Origin of the sequence: Acidovorax sp. ACV02, from assembly GCF_014851475.1 — a bacterium.
In the GTDB taxonomy this organism is placed as follows: domain Bacteria; phylum Pseudomonadota; class Gammaproteobacteria; order Burkholderiales; family Burkholderiaceae_C; genus Acidovorax; species Acidovorax delafieldii.
The window spans coordinates 179,132-196,532 of the sequence record NZ_JACUZU010000003.1 but is presented as its reverse complement, the minus strand read 5'-3'; the positions used below and the strand labels follow the sequence as shown (position 1 = coordinate 196,532).

The following is a 17,401-nucleotide window of genomic DNA, read 5'->3' as shown; positions in this document are numbered from 1 at the left end:
ACACCTCCCATGGCAGCAGCATCCGCACCGCGCGAAGTGCCGCCACCATGGGAAGTCCCGCAACTGCGTCAATCGGTCATGCGATTACATGGCGCTGAATTCGCCCGAAGGGATCTGGCCGGTGCGCAGAGCTTCGGCAGCCTGGGCACGCACGGCAGCGCGGTCAGCGGTGGATTTATAGGTCACCACACGCGAGCCAGCAGGCTCGATGCTGCGTGTTTGTGCCACGGTAGCGGCTTCGGCAGTCACTTCAGCGCGGGTGCGGTTGGTGTCGAACTTCAGGGCAAATTGCGAGCCATCGGCTTCGTCGGCATGGGCGCCAAAAGCAGCGAAAGCGGCAACAGCGGCGACGGAGAGGAAACGAGCGGTCTTGTTCATGATGAAAATCCTTGAAAGTTAAAAAGCGTCTCAAAAAAGCCGGGTCAAAAACCATTTCTGAACCGGGTTCGGTGAGTCGCCTTGCGGGTTCGGCTCATCGATTGGATGAACTGTACGCCGATGGTGTTCAGGGAAAAACCACCCAGTCGCAAACTAACTGTTCCAGTATTGGAAACAATCACCAACGACAGTTGGGTGGCGCAGTTGCGCCCTGGTGTTCGGTAATTCGGGGAGCTGCATCTCTGGTGCGATGCCAGAGTCCACGTGTGGAACAGGTGCAGAGATCCGGACCGCCCGAGCCGCAGTGACGGCGTCAGTGGCAGACGCCGCGTCGCTCGGTGGCCAAGTCGCTCAGTCGCCCAGCAACTCGCCCACGGCCTTCAGGTCTTCCACCCGGTCGCACACGGCCTTCACGGCCATCATCACCGGGATGCCCAGCAGCAGTCCCCACAGGCCCCACAGCCAGCCCCAGGCCAGCACGCTGATGAACACGGCCACGGGGCTCATGCTGCTGGTGCGGCTGGTGAGCCAGGGGGTCAGCAGGTTGCCGATCAGCGTGTGGATGACCAGCGAGGCACCGCCAATGGCCATGGCCATGTCGAGCGTGCCAAACTGCAAGAAAGCCACCAGGGCCGAGGCCCCTGTGACCAGCGCCGAGCCGATGTATGGCGCGAGGTTGAGCACGGCGGCCACCACGCCCCATACGGCGGCGTTTTCCAGCCCCAATGCCCAATAGGCCGCGCCGGTGGCCAGGCCGACCAGCACGCTGGTGAACACCTGCAGCAGCAGATAACGCTGTATCTGCTGGGTGATGTCCTGCAGCACATGGATGGTGACCTTGCGCCGCTCCAGGCTGGTGCCCGCAATGCGCAGCAGCTTGTCTCGGAACAGGTTGCCCGAGGCGAGAGCGAAGTAGGTCAGGAACACCACCACCATCAGCTGCCCCAGCGCCGACATCAGGCCCATGGTGCCGCTCCAGAGGTAGTCGCGGATGTTGAAGGGCGGGCGCTCCACGATCACCCGCTGCACGCCCCGGCGGGGCGCTGCGCTGGCGGCGCTGTTTTCGTTGGCGGCCTGCTCGATCTGGGTGGCCGCCTTCTGCACGGTGTCCAGCGGACTGCTGCCACCCGCGCGTGCCTTGAGGTTGTCGCGGACCTTCTTGGCGGCGACAGGAACCGAGTCCACCAGTTGGGCCGCCCCGTCACTCAGCGACCAGGCCGTGCTGGCCAGCCCGGCAACGATGGCCACCAGCAACAAGCCCGCCCCCAGCGCCCGCGGCACATGCCACCGGGCCATCATCTCCACCGCTGGCCGCAGCGCAATGGTCAGCAACAAGCTCAGCATGATCGGGATGAACACCGCACTGGCCCAGTGCAGCAGCGCGACGCTGGCGAACAGTGCCAGCAACGCGAGGGAGAGGTTGCGCACGTCCACGGGCATGTGGAGCATGAGAGGGGCTGCGTGGGACGCCGGACCGGCTGCCGGGGCGTACCCTGCTATTTCAGGGGCATCGGAGTCCTGGCGGGGTGCAGCGTCTGCTGCCGACGCGGCTGTTGCTTGCCCCTCCTCCAGGGGAGTTTGCGAGGAGGGCGTGGAAGTGGGCTCAGTCGTCATGCGCCGATTGTGAGGGGGCCTACAAACAATGCATGTAGGCGTTCAGCGCTTGGTACGGCATGGCCCACGGTCCTCAGCAGAGCGGCAAGGTGCGTTCCTTGTTGAGGGCATCTACGGTGCCCAGCAACTGTGGCCAGTAGGTGGGCAGGGCCGACCATGGGGCTCCGATAGCCAGGTTGGTGGCGTACACCATGCCCGTGTTCAGGCGTGGGCGGTTCGCATTCTTCACGGCTGCTTGCATCTCGGTGCAGGTGCTGGCCGAGTGCACCAGCATCGCTTGCGCTGTGTTGGCCTTGGCATAGACCCAGGTGCTCGACGGCTGTGGATCCACGTTCTGGTACGCGGCTGAATTGCCTGCGTAGGTCACCAGAGTGTCAGCAACCGCGGCGTAGGCCGGGACAGGGTAGGTGCCAGGATTGCCAACCAGGAGAGGGGTGCCCGGAGCGCTGGCACCCGTACTCATGCCCGAGGTCAATCCCTTGACGTAGTTGTAGATGTCCTGGAAGTAAGCGACCCGCGCGCTGTCGGTGGCCATGCCGTCCAGAAAAAAACCATCAAGCAGTTTGGGATAGAGCCTGATGTAGTTGTCGATGGTGGCCTTGACGTCGGCGACGGAGAGCGTGCCGCCGCTGCTCGATGAGGTTGCCACATACCCGATCACGCGGTTGCTGGTGCCTGACACCGCCCGGAAGGCTTTGACTGCGGTGGTGAGGTCGGTGTCTTCCTTGGTGGAAGCTGTCAGGATGCCGCTGTTGGTGCTGGCGATGACGTTGATCTGAACATCGGGATAGCTGGTCGCTCCGCTCGTCAGCGTGGCCCAGGGGGACGATGTACCGGTGGCCGTGAAATAGGCGGGGACCAACACCTGCAGCGGCTTGTGAGCGGGGCGCACATAGTACGTCAGGCTGTCACTGGCCGAGTTGGCGCTGCTGGTGGCAGTGGCTGTCACCTGAAATGTCGCGGTGGGCGGCAGGCTGCTGACCGTCAAGGTGGTGCTGGCGACACCACCAACCGTTGTGGGTGCCACAGGGGCCAGAGTGCCGGCAGTGCTGGGGTTCACGGCGAAGGTGGCAGCGGTGCCGTTTGGCGCGGCGCTGCCGTTCGTAGAGACATTGACGGACAGAGGCTCCGAGCTGCTGGGTTCCAGCACGTTGTTGGCGGACTGCACGAAACTCACGCTGACGGGGGCCGCAGCCGGCGGAGGTGGCGGTGCAGGCGGCGCGGGCGTGGCAGTTTTGTCCGATCCGCCGCCGCAGCCAGCCAGCGCGGCGGTCAAGGCCAGCAGGGACGCGAGGCGTTGTGTCGTGTTCTTGGTGTGCATGGTCTTCCGGGGTTTATTGGGTGTACGGCTATTGTGAGTGCTTGTAGTGGCGTCACCAAGCGCTGAAATCGCGGCTTAAGGTGGGGAAAGACGGCTTTGTTGTGCCGATCACGGATGGCCGGCGCCACTAACATGGCGCCATGCGATCTTCCCTCCTGCGCATTTCGACCGTTGTGCCGTTGCTGGCAGCAACGCTGCTGGCTGGCTGCGGCACCCTGGACGTGCCACGCGCCGACAACTATCCTGCTACTGGCCAGAAAAAGGCCCGCGCCGTGCACCACTGGGATGTGCTGGCTGGGGATGTGGCTGGGCGAGTTGCCGAGAAGATCGCGTCCTGGCCTGCAGGCGAGTACCCCATTCACGTGACGGTGGCGGACAAATCCAGCTTCAACGCGGGTTTCCTCAAACTGCTGACAGTGCATTTGTTGAACCGCGGCGTTGTCCTTTCCACGGTTCCTACTGCGGTGGAGCTGGAGGTGCAGACCCAGGTGGTTCAACACCTGGCCGGTGTTCCGCCCAATTTCCCTGTCCCGATCGCTGGGACCCTCATCGGGACCGGCGTGGGGGTATGGCGTGACTGGAAGGTGCACTATTCGGATCGCACTTTGCTCCCAGGCGTTGCGACAGCACTGGGGGTGGGGGCTGGTTTGGCATTGGACATGGCCCATCTGTACACGCAAGGTGCCGCAGCGGGCGGGCCTACGCGGACTGAAGTTCTGATCACTACGACACTCAAGAGCCGTGACCGTTATTTGGCTGGTTCCGCAGACCTGTACTACATCGAGCGCGAAGATGCCGCGCTGTACCAGCCAGAGGTCTCGGTGCCCGCACCGGCGCCCACCCCCGTTAAAACCTGGCGGGTGGTGGCACCATGATGCGCCGTTTCCATCCCGGCAAGCTCAGGTCCGCGTGGTGCTTGGGCATGGTGGTGGTGTCGGCCCTGGCGCTGCAGGGCTGCTCGACCAACCCGGTCCACAGCTACTACTACGGCAACAGTGCGGGTGGCGTGTCGCGCACCGACCTGATCGAGGTGAACGACCGGGCAACGGATGCCTTGCTGCTCAACGCGCCGCTGGACGCGAGCCAGCCGCTGTTGGTGGCCACCCTGGTCAATGTGGACCGGCTCAACGAGTCGTCGCGGCTGGGGCGCATCTTTTCGGAGCAGATCGCGGGGCGCATGGTGCAGCGCGGGCTGCCCGTGACGGAGGTGAAGCTGCGCGACAACCTGGTGCTGCACCGCGAACAGGGCGAGTTGCTGCTGTCGCGCGAGGTGCGGGAGGTCAGCCAGGCGCAGAACGCGCAGGCCGTGGTTGTGGGCACGTACGCGGTGTCGGCCTCGGTGGTGTACATCAGCCTTAAGCTGGTGAACCCGGTGGGCAACCATGTGATTGCGGCGCACAACTACGCAGTGCCCGTGGACGAGAACGTGCGCACCTTGCTTGCGGGGCGTTGATGGGTGGCTCGGCGTTCTGCCTTGCACCACATTCCATCGGCAGACAGCAGACAGCAGACAGCAAAAATGCCCCATATAGGGCCTTGTTTGTTTGCTATCTAATCAATAGCTAGAGCGGCAATATGAACTAGCGCATCGGGCGCTTTTGGCTCAAAAAACACGCCAAGGTGTCAATGCAGCATCAGCGCGCCGGCGGTCTTGCTCTTGCCGGCACGGGCGGGTGGGTTGCACAGGCCGCAGGTGAAATGGCGGTTTTCGTACAGCTCGGTCACGAACTGGCCGCTGCACTGGCTGCACTTGGTGCGGGTCAACATGCCGGCGTCCACGAATTTCACCAGGCGCCAGGCGCGGGTGAAGGACAGCAGGGGTTCGATCTCGGCCGTGGCGACTTGTTCGTTGTACAGGCGGTAGGCCTTGGTCAGCAGCTCCACCGAATCCAGGTCCACGCCCTTGGACAGGTACTCGTAGATGTTCAAAAACAGCGAGCTGTGGATGTTCTCTTGCCAGGTCAGGAACCAGTCGGTGGAGAAGGGCAGCTGGCCTTTGGAGGGCGACTTGCCCGCGATCTCCTTGTACAGGCGGATCAGGCGCTCATACGACAGCGTGGTCTCGGACTCCAGCACCTGCATGCGGGCGCCCATCTGGATCAGCATGGCTGCGCGTTCGATCTGCTTGGATTCATTCAGAACGCTTTTGACAGGGGCTTTGGCGGCGGCGGTGGTGGTGGAGGACATGGCGGGCTTTCGGTGAGAACGGGACAACGCTGCGGGCTAGTGCTTCAGAGCACTTCCGACACGCGGCTGGCCATCAGGATGTTGGCGTGCAGGGTGTTGGTGGCGTCGTTGCCCACCTTCTTGGCCGAGTGGTTGGTCAGCAAGCTCCACACCAGGTTGTCGTCCACGCGGAAGCTGCAAAGTAGCGTGTTGCGGGAGGCCAGTTTCATCACTTGCGCTGCCGACAGCGAAGCGAGAATATCGGCAGACTCCTCGTTCATGCCCAGACGGAAAACCGCTTCGGCCTTGTCCTGACGGATCAGGGTTTGGGCCAGCATCAGGTAGGTGAGGTTGGCTTCGCGGATTTCAGCGAGGATTTGTTCGTTGGTCATGGCGGCTTCCTTTTTTCCAGTACCGGGTCTTGCGTGGCCTGCTGACTGCAGGTTTTGCGTGATCCGTTGAAATGGATTGTGAAACCGCCCCAATCAGAAATTAAGTCGGGGTTTGGCTGTGCCGCGTGTCTGGTTTCGCGGTGGGCTGTGTAGGAATTTGCCCTACACGCAGATCAGGCGCCGGCTGGCTTTTCAGGGGGCCGTGTCTGCTGCATTGACAGACACCCACCCCGGAATTCTGCTCATGGTTTTGATAGCGCCTGCAAAACCATCTTTTTTGCGCTTTTGCAACCCTTGCCGCCTGATACGGACCGGCACACCCCCGTTCAGAGCCGCAAAAGAACCCAGCGAGGCGGTTTTGGCCAGGCGTTGTGTCGCAGGGCGGTGCGCGTGGTGCGGCAAGACGCAGCCACGGCGCCAGAAGTTTTTTGGGGTCGCTCTCAGCCCTTTTCGACGGGCCGCGTGGGGTCTGAACACCATTCGCTCCAGCTGCCCGCGAACAGCGCGGTGTGCCCCAGACCAGCAATCTCCATGGCCAGCAGATTGGGGACGGCGCTCACACCGCTGCCACACTGGTGCACCACGGTCGCCGGGTCACGGCCCGCCAGCAGGGCGTCGAACTCTGCGCGCAGCGTGGCTGCGGGTTTGAAGCGGCCGTCAGCTCCGATGTTTTCGGCAAAGGGTCGGTTGAGCGCGCCCGGAATGTGGCCGGCCACCGGGTCCAGCGGCTCCACCTCGCCCCGGTAGCGGGCGCCGGCGCGGGCGTCGATCACGGTCTGGTCTGCGGGGCGCTGCAGGCGGGTCAGGACATCGCTGGCCGTGGCCAGCTGGCGCAAGGGCTCGTTCAGTGCAAAGTGGGACTGGAAGTGCGACGGCTCTTCTCCGCTGTGGACTGCACCGCCGGCGGCCTGCCAGGCCTGCAGTCCGCCGTCGAGCACGGCCACGGCGTCATGGCCTGCCCATTTGAGCATCCACCACAGGCGGCCGCAGTAGTTGGCGCCCTGGCGGTCGTACACCACGGCCTGCATGTTGTTGGCAAAACCCACGCTGGACAGCCACATGGCAAAACGTTCGCGGCTGGGCAGCGGGTGGCGGCCGCCGGATGCGGGCTGGTCAGCCTCCTGCGCCGTCACAGTGCCGGTGGCTCCAGGTGCGCCATGCTTGGCGCTGAGGTCAGCGTCGAGGTTGGCGTACACGGCGCCGGGGATATGGGCTTGCGCATATTGCTGTGCGCCGGCCGTCGGTTGCATGAGTTCGAAGCTGCAGTCAAACACCATCAGCGGCGCACCGCTGGCGATCAGAGCTTGCAGGTCGGGGGCGGAGATGAGCGTGGTGTAGGTGGTCATCGGCAGATCAGGTGCAAAGCAACCGGTAGGGCGGGGAGGCCTCCATTGTGGCCATCCCGATGGGGACTGTCCTCGCCAGCGCGCATTGGTTTTTGTATCGGTCAGTGTTCTTCGGCCGGTGCGCCGGGCGCGGCCCGGGCCCGCAAGATGGTGGCCACAATGCCGCTGCCCACGATGAGGGCCATGCCGATCCAGCCGATGGGCGTGATCTTGTCGCCAAACAACAGCACGCTGTAGACGGCGGCAAACACGATGCCCGAATACTGCAGATTGGCCACCACCAGTGTGCCGCGCTGGGTCTTGGCGCTGGCGTAAGCCTTGGTCATGCACAGTTGCCCGCCAGCTGCCAGCACCCCGATGGGCAGCAGCCACAGCGCTTGCCAGCCCGGCCAGTCCGACATGCCGGTGAACAGCATGGCAAAGCCGCCCGCCACCGCGGAGCCCACCGCAAAGTAGAAGACGGTGCGCGACTCAGGCTCGCCCAGGCGCGACAGTGCCACCACCTGCATGTAGGCAAATGCGGCTGACAAGCCGGACATGAGGCCAATCATCCCGGCGAACGCCTGGTTCTGGTCCAGGCTGGGACGCAGCATCAGCACCACGCCCACGAACCCGGTGAGCACCGTCAGCACCAGCGGGCCTTGCAGGGCAGGCCGGGGCGTGGCGGCGGAGGGCCGCCAGGCCAGCAGCGTGCCGCCGACCAGGAAGGCCGCGATCCACACGCTGCTCATGTAGTTGAGCGTCATGGCGGTGGCCAGCGGCAGGTGCGCAATGGCGTAGAACCAGGCGCCCAGCGACGCCACCCCCACGAGGCTGCGCCAGGCGTGCATGCCGGGGTACCGCGTGGACAGCGTCACTTTTTGCGAGCGCGACAGCAGCCAGAGAATCAACATGCCGATGAGGCCCCGGTAACACACCAGCTCGGCGGAGTTGAAGAAGTCCGAGGCGATCTTGACGCACACGCCCATGCTGGCAAACAGGAACGCGGCCAACACCATCCAGAGGGCTTGCATCGGGTTGTGATCTCTTGAAGCGCGCCGTGGGGCGCAAAAATGAAAATAGCTGCCAGCGCTTATTTTTAAGCACTGGCAGCTATTGTAATGAGAGCAGACCACGGCGGGCCTGCAGATTGGCAGGGTTTTGCCGTCGTATTCAGCGGTTTGGCGTGGTCGGGTCGATGGTGTCCGAGCCCATCGCCTCACGGTACCACTCGTGGAAGTGCTGCATGCCATCTTCCATGGGGCTTTGGTAGGGGCCCACCTCGTTGTCGCCGCGTGCCATCAGGGCCTTGCGGCCCGCGTCCATGCGCTCGCCGATTTCGTCGTCCTCGATGCAGGTCTCCATGTAGGCGGCCTTCTGCGCCTCGACGAACTCGCGCTCGAATGCAGCGATTTCTTCGGGGTAGTAGAACTCCACCATGTTCAGCGTTTTGGTCGGGCTGATGGGGTGCAGCGTGGACACGGTGAGCACATGCGGATACCACTCCACCATGATGTGCGGGTACAGCGTGAGCCAGATGGCGCCATGCTTGGGCGGCTTGCCCTCGCGGTAGGCGAGCAAGGCTTCGTGCCAGCGTTCGTACACGGGGCTGCCGGCCTTGCCCAGGCGGTTGGCTACACCCACGGTCTGCACGGAGTAGTTCTTGCCGAACTCCCAGCGCAGATCGTCGCAGGTGACAAAACTGCCCAGGCCCGGGTGGAAGGGGCCCACGTGGTAGTCTTCCAGATAGACCTCGATGAAGGTCTTCCAGTTGTAGTTGCACTCGTGCAGCTCCACGTGGTCGAGCACGTAGCCGTCAAAGTCCAGGTCGGCGCGTGGTCCCATCTGGGCGAGGTCGGCAGCCACGTCGTAGCCGTTGTCTTCAAACAGCAGGCCGTTCCACTCGCGCAGCTTGTAGTTGTTCAGGTTCAGGCACGGGTCGTGCGCGAAATGCGGTGCGCCCAGCAGCTCGCCCTTGGGGTTGTACGTCCAGCGGTGCAGTGGGCACACGATGTTGCCGCCCGCGCTGCCCTTTTGCTGGGTGTTCAGCGAGCCTTTGCCCTTGAGCATGACCGCCTGCCGGTGGCGGCAGACGTTGGAGACCAGCTCGATACCGCCCTGAGCGTTGCGCACCAGCGCGCGGCCCTCGCCCTCCTGGGGCAGTGCGTAGTAGTCGCCCGCGTTGGGCACAGCCAATTGATGCCCCACATAGCGGGGCCCGCGCTGGAAGATGGTCTCCAGCTCGCGCTGGAACAGCGCATCATCAAAGTAGCTCGAAACTGGTAGTTGGCTTGCGGCCTGCTGCAGTTGAAGACTTAAATCAGACATGGGTGACCTGACCTAAAGACTCCCCACAGAGAGAGTGCGGGAGGTGCGCCCGTGAAGGCGCATCTGGAAAAAGAAAACCGGCTAGGGTGGGTAGCCGGCTCGACGGGAATGGGATTATAGGCGGTGGGGTTATTCCCGCACCCCCGCTACGTGAATAGAAAACACCGGTTCCGGAAAAATAGAGACCTCCCACGGATCGGCCACTGTCTGACACGGGCGCCACAGCGCTGCGCCTAAAATCACCGGTTTTTCACCCGCGCACTGCCGCCCCCTCCATGCCCAAGGCCCCCGCAACCCCTGCTCCTCCCGCCGAACCTGCCAGCTACGAGGCGGCCCTGGAGGAGCTGGAGCAACTCGTGGCCCGCATTGAATCGGGCCAGTTGCCGCTGGACCAGATGCTGGCTGGCTACCAGCGCGGCGCCGCCTTGCTGGCTTTTTGCCGCCACCGGCTCGATGCCGTGCAGGACCAGATCAAGGTGCTGGACGACGGCCAGCTGCAACCATGGAACCAGGAATGAGCGCATTGCCGATGACTTCCTCGACGGCGTTGAACCCGCCCCTGGATACGAATCTCTGGAGCCAAAATCACCTCGCCCGTGTGGAGCAGGCGCTGTCCTTGTGGGTGGGCGACGGCGCTCCGGCAGGGCTGGGCGACGCCATGCGTTACGCCGTCCTGGACGGCGGAAAGCGCCTGCGGCCCTTGCTGGTGTTGGCTGCCTACGAGGCGGCGCGCAGCGGCACTTCGGACTCCGTGGCACCCGAGGGCGCGGCGGTTCAGGCAGCTCTGAACGAAGCTGCCCTGCGTGCCGCGTGCGCGGTGGAGCTGATCCACGCGTATTCGCTGGTCCACGACGACATGCCCTGCATGGACAACGACGTGCTGCGCCGTGGCAAACCCACGGTGCATGTGCAGTTTGGCGAAGCCCAGGCCCTGCTGGCGGGAGACGCGCTGCAGGCCTTTGCGTTTGAACTGCTGACCCCCGACAACACCCTGATCCCCGCTGCCACGCAGGCGGCTTTGTGCCGGCTGCTGGCGCGGGCTGCGGGCTCGGCCGGCATGGCGGGCGGTCAGGCGATTGACCTGGCCAGCGTCGGCGTGGCGCTGACCGAAGCGCAACTGCGCCAGATGCACCGCCTCAAGACGGGCGCCTTGCTCCAGGGCAGCGTGCTCATGGGGGCCCTGTGTGGCCACGCGGCGCCCACCGCCTACCAGGCTCTGTCAGACTATGGCGCTGCCATGGGGCTGGCGTTCCAGGTGGTGGACGACATCCTGGATGTGGTGGCGGACTCGGCCACCCTGGGTAAAACGGCGGGCAAGGACGCGGCCGCAGACAAACCCACCTACGTATCGTTGCTCGGTCTGGAGCGTGCGCAGGCCTACGCGCAGGAGCTGCTGGCCGAGGCCCATGCGGCCCTGGGTCGCAGTGGCTTGCCCGACACCCGTGCCCTGGCAGCCCTCGCGGACATGGTCGTGCGCCGCTCTCACTGAGCCCGGCCCTGGTCCCTGGCGACTCTCTCAATGTCCAAATGCCTGCTGGTGCTTGAATCTCTTGCGCTCGTAGCTATCAAAAGAATAGTCAATGTCCACGACACCCTTCCCCTTGCTGCAGACCATCAATGACCCGGCAGACCTGCGCCGGCTCTCGCGCGCGGACCTCAAGGTGCTGGCGACCGAGTTGCGCGAGTTCGTGCTGCAGAGCGTGTCGCAGACCGGTGGCCACCTCAGCTCCAACCTGGGCACGGTGGAGCTGACCGTGGCTTTGCACCATGTCTTCAACACCCCGGAAGACCGCCTGGTGTGGGATGTGGGCCACCAGACCTACCCGCACAAGATCCTGACCGGCCGCCGCGACCGCATGCACACGCTGCGCCAGATGGGCGGTATCTCGGGCTTTCCACAACGGGCGGAAAGCATCTACGACACGTTTGGCACAGCGCATTCCAGCACCAGCATCTCGGCAGCGTTGGGCATGGCGCTGGCTGCCAAGCGCAAGGGCGACAACCGACATGCCGTGGCCATCATTGGAGATGGCGCGATGAGTGCGGGCATGGCGTTCGAGGCGCTCAACAACGCGGGTGTGGCCGACTGCAACCTGCTGGTGGTGCTGAACGACAACGACATGAGCATCAGCCCGCCCGTGGGCGCGCTCAACCGCTATCTCGCGCAACTGATGAGCGGGCAGTTCTACGCCGCCGCCAAGAACGTGGGCAAGACCGTTTTGCGCCCCGTGCCGCCCCTGCTCGAATTTGCCAAGCGCTTTGAGCAACAGGCCAAGGGCATGGTGGTGCCCGCCACACTGTTCGAGAAATTCGGCTTCAACTACATCGGCCCCATCGACGGGCACGACCTCGATTCGCTGATCCCCACCCTGGAGAACATCAAGAGCCTCAAGGGCCCGCAGTTCCTGCACGTGGTCACCAAGAAGGGCCAGGGGTACAAGCTGGCCGAGGCCGACCCCGTGGCCTACCACGGCCCCGGAAAGTTCGATCCCTCCGTGGGCCTGACCAAGCCCGCCACGCCGCCCAAGCAGACCTTCACCCAGGTGTTTGGCCAGTGGCTGTGTGACATGGCGGCGCAGGACGCGCGCCTGGTGGGCATCACGCCCGCCATGCGCGAGGGCTCGGGGATGGTCGAGTTCGAAAAGCGCTTTCCGGACCGCTACTACGACGTGGGCATTGCTGAACAGCACGCTGTCACGTTCGCTGCGGGCATGGCCTGCGAGGGCGTGAAGCCCGTGGTGGCCATCTACTCCACGTTTTTGCAGCGTGGCTACGACCAGTTGATCCACGACGTGGCCTTGCAGAACCTGCCCGTGGTGTTTGCACTGGACCGTGCGGGCCTGGTGGGCGCCGACGGTGCCACTCATGCAGGCGCCTACGACATCCCGTTCGTGCGCTGCATTCCGAACATGAGCATGGCCTGCCCGGCTGACGAGCGCGAATGCCGCCAGTTGCTCAGCAGTGCGTTTGAACAGGACCACCCCGTGGCCGTGCGTTACCCGCGTGGTAGCGGCGCGGGTGTGGCGCCGCTGGCTGCGCTCGATGGCCTGCCGTTCGGCAAAGGCGAGATTCGCCGCGAGCGCAAGGGTGATGCGGACGGCAAGGCGCCCCGCATTGCCATCCTGGCGTTTGGCACCTTGCTGTATCCCGCGCTCGAAGTGGGCGAGGCGATCGATGCCACCGTGGTCAACATGCGCTGGGCCAAGCCCATCGATGAGGCCTTGCTGCGCGAGGTGGCCGAGCGGCACGACGCCCTCGTGACGGTCGAAGAGGGCGCCATCATGGGTGGGGCGGGCAGCGCAGTGACCGAGGCACTCAACGCCATGGGCCTTGTGCGCCCCGTGTTGCAGCTCGGGCTGGCCGATGTCTTCATCGAGCATGGTGACCCGGCCAAGTTGCTGGCGTTGCAGGGGCTGGATGCAGCCGGCATTCGCGCATCGATTGCAGCGCGGTTTTTGCCAGGCAGCGCGGGCTAAAAGGCGGAGGGCTGCGGTCAGCGCAGCGCGTTGGCTTTTGGTTGCCGGGAGGGTCTTTGCACCGCTGTCGCGCAGATGCTTGCAGAACCCTGAAGGTGTGTGTTGGCGCCGGAATTTCGCGGGAAAACCCGCAAAAGTCCTGGGGGGCATGTTCCTACAATGGTCCCGGCTGAAACATGTCCTTGGTCGGCCGTGCACAACGCGTGCGCACCAAGTTTTGCAATCAATATATCGGAGAGAACCTCATGGATCGTCGTTCAATCATCAAGCATGCTGGCATTGCCGGTGTGCTGGCTGCAGGCGCTGCGCCCGCCGTCCACGCCCAGGCTGCCATTCGCTGGCGTCTGGCCTCCAGCTTCCCCAAGTCGCTGGACACCATCTATGGCGGCGCTGATGTGTTCTCCAAGGCCGTCAAGGCCATGTCGGGCGGCAAGTTTGAAATCTCCGTGCACGCTGGTGGCGAGCTGATGCCTCCCTTTGGTGTGGTGGATGGCGTGCAACAAGGCACCGTGGAAATGGCACACACCGTGCCTTACTACTTCTACGGCAAGAACCCCGCCTTCGCGCTGGGCTCGGCAGTGCCTTTCGGCTTCAATGCCCGCCAGATGAACGCCTGGATGTTGCATGGCAACGGCCGCAAGCTCATGAACGAGTTCTACGGTGGCTTCAACATGATCAGCTTCGCAGGTGGCAACACCGGCACGCAGATGGGTGGCTGGTTCCGCAAGGAAATCAAGTCGCCTGCCGACTTCAAGGGCATGAAGATGCGCCTGGGTGGCGGCCTGATCGGTGAAGTGATGCAGAAGCTGGGTGCTGTGCCTCAGAGCATCCCTGGCGGCGAAATTTACCAAGCCCTCGAAAAGGGCACGCTGGATGCCGCCGAGTGGGTGGGTCCGTACGACGACCAGAAGCTGGGCTTCAACAAAGTCGCTCCGTTCTACTACTACCCCGGCTGGTGGGAAGGTGGTCCTGAAGTGGACTTCTTCGTCAACCAGAAGGCGTTTGACGGCCTGTCGGCTGAGAACAAGGCCATCATCGAAGCCGCAACCAACGTGGCCCACGTGGACATGCTGGCCAAGTACGACGCGCTGAACCCCACGGCCCTGAAGCAGCTCGTGGCTGCCAAGACCAAGGTGCTGCCTTTCTCGCAAGCTGTGATGGACGCTTCGTTCAAGGCTTCGATGGAAGTGTTCGCCGAGAACGACGCCAAGAGCCCCGAGTGGAAGAAGATCTACGCCGACATGCGTGCCTTCCAGCGCGACCAGATTCTCTGGTTCCGCTTTGCCGAAGCCCGCTACGACACCTTCATGTCCGCACAGAAGATCTGATAGCCCGGCTGCGGTGCAAGCCGCAGGGCATGTCGATCAGAAAACCCGCCTGGTTCGCCTGGCGGGTTTTTTTGCATCTGGTGGGTGGTATGGGGTGGGGTGCTCGGTCCCGCCGTACTGCGGGGCAGATGATGCCGCCGGGATGCCCGGCGATGTTCGGTCGGCTGGCGCTCAAGGTGTCGCCCTTGTTGCTGTGATCGGCAGGTCTGCGTGATCCCTCGGCGCAAACGTTTCTGATGGGATACCAGGGGTGGTTGAGGCCATCGCTTCCCGTGGTGTGCAAAGTTCGTTTAGCGCCACAGACAGACGCTTGCCAGCGGGTTAAGTGGTGCGAAGAAGCCAACGTCTCAACGCGTGGCGGTCGTTTTGCTGTAGGTCCTTAGGTTTTGGGGATGGCGACGTCGAGCCGTTCGTTGACGGTCCTGTCTTTGAGCACGCTCTGCACGCCATCGGTCCATGAAAAAAGCCCCGGCAGATGACATCTGCCGGGGCTCTGGTTGCTTCAGGGGCTGGTCAACAGCCCTGTGCGGTTCGGATCACTTCTTCTCGTTGGCCAGCGAATCCTGCAGGGCCTTGAGTGGGTCGTCTGCAGCGGGGGCCGCAGTATCGCCAGGGGCAGCTCCAGCGCCTTCCATGCCAGCCGTGGGGTCGGTTGCCTCGGGGGCTCCGGCCGCGTCGGGCATGGTGGCTTCCATTTCCATACGGACCTTGTCCAGGTCATACACCTCGGCCTTGTCCAGGCCGCTGGAGACGATGCCTGGGAAGGCGATGATCAGGCCCACCATCATCAACTGGATGATCAGGAATGGGATGGCACCCCAGTAGATTTGCGGCGTGGTCACCGGCGCAATCATCTTCTTGGTGACCTTGTCGAGGTACTCCTTCGCCGGGGCCACGCTGCGCAGGTAGAACAGCGCGAAGCCGAACGGTGGGTGCATGAACGAGGTCTGCATGTTCACGGCCAGCAGCACCCCGAACCAGATCAGGTCGATGCCCAGCTTGTTGGCCACCGGGGCCAGCAGGGGCACCACGATGAAGGACAGCTCAAAGAAGTCCAGGAAGAACGCCAGGAAGAACACCATGATGTTCACGACGATCAGGAAGCCCAGCTGGCCACCGGGCAGGCCGGTCAGCAGGTGTTCCACCCACAGCGGGCCGTCCACGCCCTGGAAGGTCAGGCCGAACATGGTCGCGCCCACCAGGATGAACACCACAAAACACGACAGCTTGGTGGTGGTAGTTACGGCCTGCTTGAGCAGCGAAAGGCTCAGGCGACCACGGATGATGGCCATGATGCCTGCGCCCAGCGCGCCCATGGCGCCGCCTTCGGTGGGGGTTGCAACGCCCAGGAAGATGGTGCCCAGCACCAGGAAGATCAGCAGCAGCGGGGGAATCAGCACGAACGTCACGCGTTCCGCAGCCTTGGACAGCAGGCCCAGGCGGGTGATCTTGTTGACGCTGGCAACCACGAAGGCCAGGGCCACGCCAAAGCACATGGCCACCACGATGGTTTCGTCCAGCGCCACGCGTTCCACCGCTTCGCCCGACCACCAGGTGTGCAGGGCGGCCATGTTCTTGGCCACATACATCGAGGCTGCCACGCAGATGCCGGTCAGCACCAGCAGGGAGGTCACACCGCTCTTGCCGTTGTCGTCGCGCAGCGTACGGGCTTCGGGCGGGATCGCAGGCACCCATTGGGGCTTGAAGATTGCCAGCAGGATGACGTACAGCGCATAGAAGCCGGTGAGCATCAGGCCGGGCAGGAAGGCGCCCTTGTACATGTCGCCCACGCTGCGGCCCATCTGGTCGGCAATGATGATCAGCACCAGCGACGGCGGAATGATCTGTGCCAGGGTTCCGGACGCGGCAATCACGCCCGCAGCCAGTCGGCGGTCATAGCCATAGCGAAGCATGATGGGCAGCGAGATCAGGCCCATCGAGATCACCGACGCAGCCACCACGCCCGTGGTGGCTGCCAGCAGCGCGCCCACAAAGATCACGGCCAGTGCCAGGCCACCCCGGATGGGGCCAAACAGCTGGCCAATGGTGTCCAGCAGGTCTTCCGCCATCCCGCTTCGCTCCAATATGAGCCCCATGAGCGTGAAGAACGGAATGGCCAGCAGGGTGTCGTTCTGCATGATGCCGAAGATGCGCAGCGGCACGGCTTGCAGCAGCGCTTCGGGAAGTACGTTCAATTCAATGCCGATAAAGGCGAAGAAAAGTCCACAGGCGCCCAGACTGAATGCGACCGGGAAGCCCACCAGCAAGAAGCAGATGAGCCCCGCGAACATGATGGGGGCGAGGTTATGGGTCAAAAATTCCATGGTGTGTGCTCCGCTTGGTAGGGCCGCTCAGTGAGCCTCGGCCTTGTTCTTGCCGTTGCCCTTGGCGGCTTCGGCCAGGTTGCGGATGGATTCAGCCAGTTCTTCCTCGGCCGTCTTTTCGACCTTCTTGACCGTCGGATCTTCGATCAGGCCTTGCAGGAAGCCCAGGCGCTTGATGAGTTCAGAAATGCCTTGCAGCCACAGCAGCGTGAAGCCCAGGGGCATCATCAGGTACACGGGCCAGCGGATCAGGCCACCTGCGTTGTTGGACATTTCGCCCGATGCCAGTGCGCGCGTGAAGAACGGAACCCCATACCAGAGCACAGCCAAGCACATGGGGGTGAGAAAGACGATGTAGCCGAATACGTCGATCCAGATCTGCGTGCGCTTGGAAAAGCGGCTCGAGATCACATCGACCTTCACATGCTCGCCTTGCAGCAGCGTGTAGCCAGCTGCCAGCAGGAACGACGCAGCGAACAGGTACCACTGCACTTCCAGGAATGCGTTGGAGCTGATGTTGAACGCCTTGCGCACCACGGCGTTCACGCCGCTGATGACCGTGGAGGCCAGGATCAGCCAGACCACGTACTTGCCGACCTGGGTGTTAATCCAGTCGATCCCTCTTGATAACTTCAATAGAGCCTGCATGGTGTCTCCAATAAAAAGGCTGTGTGTGCGAGATGCCCGGGCCCCGCGCGGGTAGGCGCTGGGGCAGGGCACACTTTGACGACGGCGCGATTCTACGGAGC

Annotated in this window: 16 protein-coding genes; 6 read left to right on the top strand and 10 right to left on the bottom strand. The window is 63.5% G+C overall.

What is annotated here, in order from left to right:
• Nucleotides 1–84: 84 nt before the first annotated feature.
• The 3 genes from IB236_RS08215 to IB236_RS08205 form a co-directional block, all read right to left on the bottom strand.
• Nucleotides 85–378, bottom strand: coding sequence for a DUF4148 domain-containing protein (locus IB236_RS08215; protein ID WP_192420017.1), 294 nt, complete (start codon nt 376–378; stop codon nt 85–87).
• Nucleotides 379–729: 351 nt separating this feature from the next.
• Complete coding sequence (locus IB236_RS08210; RefSeq protein WP_056748231.1) at nt 730–1,827, bottom strand: AI-2E family transporter; 1,098 nt, start codon at nt 1,825–1,827, stop codon at nt 730–732.
• Between the two features lie 238 nt (nt 1,828–2,065).
• A complete protein-coding gene (locus tag IB236_RS08205; RefSeq protein WP_192420015.1) occupies nt 2,066–3,313 on the bottom strand; it encodes a spherulation-specific family 4 protein in 1,248 nt (415 codons plus the stop codon).
• 140 nt (nt 3,314–3,453) lie between these two features.
• On the opposite strand from IB236_RS08205, the gene IB236_RS08200 reads away from it, so the two are divergent.
• Nucleotides 3,454–4,188, top strand: a complete 735-nt coding sequence (locus IB236_RS08200) for a hypothetical protein (protein ID WP_192420013.1) — start codon at nt 3,454–3,456, stop codon at nt 4,186–4,188.
• Complete coding sequence (locus IB236_RS08195) at nt 4,185–4,766, top strand: FlgO family outer membrane protein (protein WP_192420011.1); 582 nt, start codon at nt 4,185–4,187, stop codon at nt 4,764–4,766. Before IB236_RS08200 ends, IB236_RS08195 begins: the two co-directional genes overlap by 4 nt.
• A gap of 170 nt (nt 4,767–4,936) precedes the next feature.
• Here IB236_RS08195 and flhC read toward each other — a convergent pair whose 3' ends face one another.
• The 5 genes from flhC to IB236_RS08170 form a co-directional block, all read right to left on the bottom strand.
• Complete coding sequence (gene flhC, locus IB236_RS08190) at nt 4,937–5,500, bottom strand: flagellar transcriptional regulator FlhC (RefSeq protein ID WP_015015271.1); 564 nt, start codon at nt 5,498–5,500, stop codon at nt 4,937–4,939.
• Between the two features lie 44 nt (nt 5,501–5,544).
• Nucleotides 5,545–5,871, bottom strand: coding sequence for a flagellar transcriptional regulator FlhD (gene flhD, locus IB236_RS08185; protein ID WP_015015270.1), 327 nt, complete (start codon nt 5,869–5,871; stop codon nt 5,545–5,547).
• A 440-nt stretch (nt 5,872–6,311) separates the two neighbouring features.
• Nucleotides 6,312–7,217, bottom strand: a complete 906-nt coding sequence (locus IB236_RS08180) for a sulfurtransferase (RefSeq protein WP_192420009.1) — start codon at nt 7,215–7,217, stop codon at nt 6,312–6,314.
• 101 nt (nt 7,218–7,318) lie between these two features.
• Nucleotides 7,319–8,230, bottom strand: a complete 912-nt coding sequence (locus tag IB236_RS08175; protein WP_192420007.1) for a DMT family transporter — start codon at nt 8,228–8,230, stop codon at nt 7,319–7,321.
• Between the two features lie 139 nt (nt 8,231–8,369).
• Complete coding sequence (locus IB236_RS08170) at nt 8,370–9,524, bottom strand: aromatic ring-hydroxylating dioxygenase subunit alpha (RefSeq protein WP_056748219.1); 1,155 nt, start codon at nt 9,522–9,524, stop codon at nt 8,370–8,372.
• Between the two features lie 275 nt (nt 9,525–9,799).
• Between IB236_RS08170 and xseB the strand changes: the two genes are divergently transcribed.
• The 4 genes from xseB (at nt 9,800) to IB236_RS08150 (ending at nt 14,328) form a co-directional block, all read left to right on the top strand.
• The gene (gene xseB / locus IB236_RS08165; RefSeq protein WP_056066864.1) at nt 9,800–10,042 is read left to right on the top strand and encodes an exodeoxyribonuclease VII small subunit; all 243 of its coding nucleotides are present in this window, start codon (nt 9,800–9,802) and stop codon (nt 10,040–10,042) included.
• Entirely contained in the window at nt 10,039–11,013 is a 975-nt protein-coding gene (locus tag IB236_RS08160; protein ID WP_192420005.1) for a polyprenyl synthetase family protein, read from the top strand. The genes xseB and IB236_RS08160 overlap by 4 nt, the downstream gene beginning before the upstream one ends.
• Before the next feature lie 91 nt (nt 11,014–11,104).
• Nucleotides 11,105–13,000 carry a 1-deoxy-D-xylulose-5-phosphate synthase gene (gene dxs / locus IB236_RS08155; protein WP_192420003.1) on the top strand — a complete coding sequence of 632 codons (1,896 nt, stop codon included), beginning with the start codon at nt 11,105–11,107 and terminating at the stop codon, nt 12,998–13,000.
• A gap of 245 nt (nt 13,001–13,245) precedes the next feature.
• A complete protein-coding gene (locus IB236_RS08150) occupies nt 13,246–14,328 on the top strand; it encodes a TRAP transporter substrate-binding protein (protein ID WP_015015263.1) in 1,083 nt (360 codons plus the stop codon).
• Nucleotides 14,329–14,864: 536 nt separating this feature from the next.
• On the opposite strand, the gene IB236_RS08145 is transcribed toward IB236_RS08150, so the two are convergent.
• Entirely contained in the window at nt 14,865–16,652 is a 1,788-nt protein-coding gene (locus IB236_RS08145) for a TRAP transporter large permease subunit (RefSeq protein ID WP_099730915.1), read from the bottom strand.
• Between the two features lie 27 nt (nt 16,653–16,679).
• On the bottom strand, nt 16,680–17,300 hold the full coding sequence (locus tag IB236_RS08140) for a TRAP transporter small permease subunit (RefSeq protein ID WP_056748212.1): 621 nt from the start codon (nt 17,298–17,300) through the stop codon (nt 16,680–16,682).
• Nucleotides 17,301–17,401: the final 101 nt, after the last annotated feature.